Source organism: Herbaspirillum sp. C7C2 (assembly GCF_022627865.1).
Lineage (GTDB): Bacteria > Pseudomonadota > Gammaproteobacteria > Burkholderiales > Burkholderiaceae_D > Herbaspirillum > Herbaspirillum frisingense.
Genome location: NZ_JABXGI010000040.1, coordinates 1 through 5,310, shown reverse-complemented (window position 1 = coordinate 5,310; position 5,310 = coordinate 1). Strand labels below are relative to the sequence as shown.

The 5,310-nt window shown below is 64.5% G+C and carries 6 protein-coding genes; 2 read left to right on the top strand and 4 right to left on the bottom strand.

Annotated elements, in window-relative coordinates; all coding sequences use genetic code 11:
• Positions 1 to 173 precede the first annotated feature (173 nt).
• Together HWE04_RS24100 and HWE04_RS24095 are read right to left on the bottom strand one after the other, a co-directional pair.
• Entirely contained in the window at positions 174 to 554 is a 381-nt protein-coding gene (locus tag HWE04_RS24100) for a hypothetical protein (RefSeq protein WP_139347024.1), read from the bottom strand.
• Between the two features lie 177 nt (positions 555 to 731).
• Positions 732 to 1,232 carry a Csu type fimbrial protein gene (locus tag HWE04_RS24095; RefSeq protein WP_006462503.1) on the bottom strand — a complete coding sequence of 167 codons (501 nt, stop codon included), beginning with the start codon at positions 1,230 to 1,232 and terminating at the stop codon, positions 732 to 734.
• A 527-nt stretch (positions 1,233 to 1,759) separates the two neighbouring features.
• On the opposite strand from HWE04_RS24095, the gene epsC reads away from it, so the two are divergent.
• Positions 1,760 to 2,695, top strand: a complete 936-nt coding sequence (epsC, locus tag HWE04_RS24090) for a serine O-acetyltransferase EpsC (RefSeq protein ID WP_199181511.1) — start codon at positions 1,760 to 1,762, stop codon at positions 2,693 to 2,695.
• Positions 2,696 to 2,714: 19 nt separating this feature from the next.
• On the opposite strand, the gene HWE04_RS24085 is transcribed toward epsC, so the two are convergent.
• Together HWE04_RS24085 and HWE04_RS24080 are read right to left on the bottom strand one after the other, a co-directional pair.
• The gene (locus HWE04_RS24085) at positions 2,715 to 2,870 is read right to left on the bottom strand and encodes a hypothetical protein (protein WP_241813913.1); all 156 of its coding nucleotides are present in this window, start codon (positions 2,868 to 2,870) and stop codon (positions 2,715 to 2,717) included.
• A 142-nt stretch (positions 2,871 to 3,012) separates the two neighbouring features.
• Complete coding sequence (locus HWE04_RS24080) at positions 3,013 to 4,164, bottom strand: MFS transporter (protein ID WP_241813912.1); 1,152 nt, start codon at positions 4,162 to 4,164, stop codon at positions 3,013 to 3,015.
• A 75-nt stretch (positions 4,165 to 4,239) separates the two neighbouring features.
• Here HWE04_RS24080 and HWE04_RS24075 point away from each other — a divergent pair, with 75 nt between their 5' ends.
• Positions 4,240 to 5,136, top strand: a complete 897-nt coding sequence (locus HWE04_RS24075) for a LysR substrate-binding domain-containing protein (RefSeq protein WP_241813911.1) — start codon at positions 4,240 to 4,242, stop codon at positions 5,134 to 5,136.
• Positions 5,137 to 5,310 lie beyond the last annotated feature (174 nt).

Genomic DNA, 5,310 nt, shown 5'->3' with positions numbered 1-5,310 from the left:
CAGCGCGCCTTCTGGCGCCAACCCTCCGGGAGAGGCCGCCAAGCGTCGCCTGCCGTTGTTGCAGCTCCTTGCCGTAGTACCACTACGACGCGTCGCTGCGCCTAGGCAGTCAACGCTTGGCGACCTCTCGCACTCGTAGATTAAATGTGAACAGGCCCTAGGCTGTATCGGCCTTACAGCACCCCACCGCTGAGCTTGCACATCAGGTTGTCATGCGAGACCAGCACCACGTTGATGCCGGCATTGCCGTTATCCAGGCGGAATTCGCTGTTGCCGTTGGAGAGCGAAATGCTCCGCACTGCCCGCGTCGCCGTTTCGGTGAGCACGGTTTCGCCGGCCATGTTCAGGCAGGTGAGCACGCAACCGGCCCCGGCGGCGCAACTGCGCGTGATGTCACTGGCCACCGGTGTGGGCGCGGCCGTGCCCACGGCTGGCACCGGCACCGGGACGACCGCCGCTGTAGCAGGGGCGGCCTGTGCCTGCGCCGCCACCCAGGGCAAGCTCAGCAAGGAAAACGCCACGAAGGCGCAACAGATGGAGCGGACCATACGCATGGCTTGCCTACCCTTCTCGCAATCAATCAGGCCGCTATTGCATCACAAACAAAAAAAGGGCGCACCTCCTTGCGGAAGCACGCCCAAAAGTCAGCCCCCCTCAGGGCTTCCCGGTAATCCGGTGTGGTGCGACGAAGGCCGCTGCGGTGAACGCAGGCGGCGGTCGTCGTGGCGAAATCAGTAGGTCAAGGTGACGGTGACGGTATCCGAATAGGCACCTGCCAGCGGTGTCTGGGCGGCGGCGATCTGGCCGTACACGGTCAGCGTCTGGGTCAGGCCCGAGCCGGTGCCGGTGGCGGTATCGGTGCCGATGGTCGAGCCCCAGTTGTTGGTGCGGGCTGCATCGCGGTACAGCGCATAGTTCAGGGTACCGCCGCCGGCCGCGCTCATCTTGCGGTTGCTGACGGTGGCGCCGGTGCCGGTACCGGCGTCCAGGCCGACGTTGTAGGCGGTGCCGTTGGTGCAGAGCACGGTGATGGTGCCGGACTGGTTGACCACGCTCTGGGTGTAGGCGCCGAAGGCGATGGCCGAACCGACCACGGTGCAGGCGGCAACCACCGAGGCGCTGATGGTCAGCGTGCCGCTGGCGGTGGCAGCGAAGGAAGCAGGTGCACTGGAAGCCAGCACGACGGCGGCGACGGTGGCGGCAACGAAGCGGTTTTTCTTGGCATTGAACATGTGATCTCTCCCTGATCGCTGCCTGGTCCTCGCCCCTTGCTCGGACTTCGTTGTGCAGCTGGTATGGAGAGAACTTTACGTTTTTGTTGTGGCGCCAAGTATCGGGTGCTTCCTGAGAGCGGCGGGAAAAGGCGTCAGGAATTCCCTGAGTGATGCAGGGAGGTCACAGGGAGGCAAGCGACCCTAAAACTCCGGCATCTGCCCGAAAGGCCCGCCCACACTGCCTTTGCGCCAGATCAAATTGCGCATATAGATATCTTGAATGAGTGTTTGCATCAAAATCTATTAGCCGATAAAGTACGTTCCCAGAGCAGATTCAATTGCGGCGCCACTTTTCAGATAGAACTGGGCGCCGCGAATCGCTCTTCCGCGCTCTTCCGGTTACCCACTCCCTCCCTTCCACTGGTCCCTGCCCGACGGCATGCGGTGCCAGTTCCTTGCAGATACGACAATTTCCTCTCCGTCCGTGCTGGCCGCGCTGAAACAGCCCGCCGACGCGCTGCCTGCATTTTTGATAGCATGCCGGGATGGATACTTCACATACCCCCGAATTGAACGCCCTGGCCGAATCGGCCGGGATGGGCCTGTCTGCCGTGGTGGCCGGGCTGCGTACCTCACGCGAAGTGACCAACAAGATCCGCTATCGCGGCGAAATCCGCGAACTGCCTTCGCGAGAGGCGATGAAGACGCTGCTGGCGCATCTGCAAGCGGCATTGTTCCCCACGCATTACGGCCACACCGATCTGTCGGACGAGACCATCGATTATTTCGTGGGGAGTCAGTTGAATGCAGCCTTGTGCATCCTGAAGGAACAGGTACGCCGCAGCCTCTACTTCAGCAGCGACAGCGAAGAAGACAGCCTGTTGCGCGAGCGCGCTGACGTGATCACGCGTGAGTTCGCGCATCAGTTGCCGGGCATACGCGACGTGCTGGTCAGCGATATCCAGGCGGCCTACCACGGCGACCCGGCGGCCTCCAGCATTTCGGAAATCCTGCTCTGCTATCCCGGCACTACCGCCATCATCTACCACCGGCTGGCGCATGCCCTGCATCAGCTGGGCGCCCCCTTGCTGGCACGCCTGATCGCCGACATCGCGCACTCTGCCACCGGCATCGACATCCACCCGGCAGCGCAGATCGGCCCCAGCTTCTTCATCGACCACGGCACTGGCGTGGTGATCGGCGAGACCACCATCATCGGCCGCAATGTACGTCTGTACCAGGCGGTGACGCTGGGCGCCAAGCGCTTCCCGCAGGAGCCGGATGGCTCACTGGTCAAGGGTATCCCGCGTCACCCCATCGTCGAGGATGACGTGGTGGTCTACGCCGGCGCGACCCTGCTGGGCCGCATTACCATCGGACAGGGCTCGGTTATCGGCGGCAATGTCTGGCTCACCCACAGCGTGCCGCCGGCCAGCAATATCTCGCAGGCGGAAATGCTGAGCGACTGCCACCAGCCCTGACACCGGCCCTGCCGCTCCTTCAGCCGCCCAGCGGCAGGCAGCGCTGCAACAGATACAGGGCTCCCAGCAAGGCCAGGCCGAACGGGAAGACCGTACCGATCAGCTTGCGCTCGGCCGGTTGCAGGGGCTCCAGCGCGAGGCTGCCGAGTTCCTGGTAGATGTGATGGTCTTGCATGCGGACTCCGGGTCGAAGGACAAGGAGCCCATGCTAGCGAAGCACCGGGCGGCTGTGAACGAAGCGATGAGCGCATCGATATCCGCTGGGCGCATAAGCCGGCCCGTCTGGCAATTACCGATTACCTGTTACCGATCACCGACTAGGGACCGGGCGCAGCCGTCGGCTTGTGCAAGGGCGCCGGCTCCCGGCCGCAGGCCAGCGCCGCCACGGCCAGCGCCGAAGCCGCCAGCCCGTACAGCCACAGCGAGGACATCACCGGCAACAGCAGCCCCGCCATCATCGGCCCCATGCCAGCCCCGATATCACGCCAGATGGCCCGCCCCGCCAGCGCATGCACCCGCTGCCCCGGAGGCGTACGAGCCGCCACGATGGGCGCCAGCAGCGGCAGCTGCAAGGCGCGCAGGATCACGATCAAGCCGGCGAACAGCCACAGCAGGCCACCTCCGAATCCCACCAGCGCCACGCAGGTCGCCAGCGACAGCGTGACCAGCACCTTCACCGCACCGAAACGCTCGGCCAGCCATCCGCCCAGGGGACTCAATACGATCTCGCCGGCATAGCGCAGCGCCATCAGCACCCCGGCCACCAGTTCGCCATCGGCCCCAAAGGATTGCTTGCTCATGTAGGCCAGCCCGACGATGAACAGCCCGTCCAGCGTCAGACCTTCCAGGAAAGACCACCAGTCCAGCGCATTGGGTAGCTTCCAGCGGCGTGGCTGAGGGGGTGCGTAGCCATGGGCCGGCAAGCGACGCGCGGCCAGCAGGCCCAGCACGGCGGTGCAGGCCACCAGCAGGAACACCATGCGCGGTCCCACATGCGCAGCCAGCAAGGCCGCCGTGGGCAACCACAGCATCGGGCCGATGGCGATCACCCCGCGCGAGCGCCCGGAACGCCGCGCCGCCCCTTGCGGATTGGACGTCGACATGGCCTGGGTCGACAGGTTGAGCCCGGCAAACGCCATGCCCCACAGCAACCGCAGCGGCAGCAGCGCCCAGAAACCGCTGGCCACCGTATAGCCCAGCGCACACAGGATCGCCGCGCACACCGCCAGGGTGCAGGTGGGTCGATCGCCACGTCTGGCATAGAAGGCCGCCACCCAGCGATAACCGGCAATGCGCACCAGCCGGTTGGCCGCCAGCAGCACCCCGGCCTCGGCCAGGCTCACATGGAACTGGTCGGAGTACATCGGCAGCAGGAGGTAGAGAACGATGTCGCAGGGCAAGGCGGCCGACAGCGACATGGCGGCATGGCGCGAATCGAGGTCGGCCTGGCGGAGGTCTGGCGTGGTCATGGGCCTGATGTTGCGCCGCGTGGGCGGCGGTGACAAACGATATTAATTCCGGGCATGCGTGATAAAATCTGACGCATGGCCGACCTTTCCCTTCCGCTCAACGCCATCCGGGCCTTCCTGGCGGCGGCCCGCCATCAGAGTTTCACGCTGGCCGCGCACGAGCTCAATGTCACCCATGGCGCCATCAGTCGCCAGATCAAGAATCTCGAAGACTACCTGGGCATGCCGCTCTTCGAGCGCCGCGTGCGTCAGGTGTTGCTGACCGAGCGTGGCCGCCAGTTCTTCGAGGAAGCCAGCCCGGCGCTGGACATCCTGGCCACGGCGGCACGCCGCGTGATGCGCGACGCCCCTACCCGCACGGTGGTGATCAATGTACGGCCGTCCTTTGCGGTGCGCTGGCTGATTCCGCATCTTTCCGATTTCGTGGAGCGTTATCCGGGCATTGCGCCGCAGGTGGTGACCAGCACGGCGGCGGTTGGCCGGGCGGGGTCTTCCTTCGATATCGCGGTGCGACGGGGGGAGACCAATTGGCCGGAGAGTTTGAAGGTGCAGCGTTTCATGGAGGACGAGCTGGTGCTGGTGGCTTCGCCTGCGTTGCTGAAGTCGATGCCGCTGGAGGGGGGGGCGGGCATCGGGCGGCATACGCTGTTGCTGTCGCGCAGTCGGCGCAATGACTGGGAGGACTGGCGCAGGCTGGCGGGCTTGAAGCGCTCGCGGGGGCAGGCGATGCTGTATTTCGATCACGTGCATTTCGTGTTGCAGGCGGTGGTGGATGGGCTGGGGTTGGCGTTGTCGCCGGTATCGCTGGCAGACAATGATCTGCGCTCGGGGCGGCTGGTATGTCCGCTGCCTGATTTGCGGATGGCTTTGGCGCCTTATTACCTGGGGATTTCTCCGCAGGCGGGGGCGGAGGCTTTGCTGTTTGCCAAGTGGCTGGGGGAGTATCGGGGGATGGCTGGTTTTTATGGCTGAGCTTTTGGGGCTTCGATTTTTTGATTAAACGGCGGGTAGTCTGCACGGAATTTCTTCCTCCGCCCTGGCTTAATTTCTATCTCTCTCCGGTCGGAGGGGAGCGCCGGGGGCGGCCCGGCAGCCGCTCACTTTTCTTGCTTCGCCAAGAAAAGTAAGCAAAAGAAGGCGACCGCT

Excerpts from the sequence above, each read along its gene's own strand:
- HWE04_RS24100 (WP_139347024.1), bottom strand. The coding sequence starts at position 554 with ATGCGTATGGTCCGCTCCATCTGTTGCGCCTTCGTGGCGTTTTCCTTG.
- HWE04_RS24095 (WP_006462503.1), bottom strand. The coding sequence starts at position 1,232 with ATGTTCAATGCCAAGAAAAACCGCTTCGTTGCCGCCACCGTCGCCGCC.
- epsC (WP_199181511.1), top strand. The coding sequence starts at position 1,760 with ATGGATACTTCACATACCCCCGAATTGAACGCCCTGGCCGAATCGGCC.
- HWE04_RS24085 (WP_241813913.1), bottom strand. The coding sequence starts at position 2,870 with ATGCAAGACCATCACATCTACCAGGAACTCGGCAGCCTCGCGCTGGAG.
- HWE04_RS24080 (WP_241813912.1), bottom strand. The coding sequence starts at position 4,164 with ATGACCACGCCAGACCTCCGCCAGGCCGACCTCGATTCGCGCCATGCC.
- HWE04_RS24075 (WP_241813911.1), top strand. The coding sequence starts at position 4,240 with ATGGCCGACCTTTCCCTTCCGCTCAACGCCATCCGGGCCTTCCTGGCG.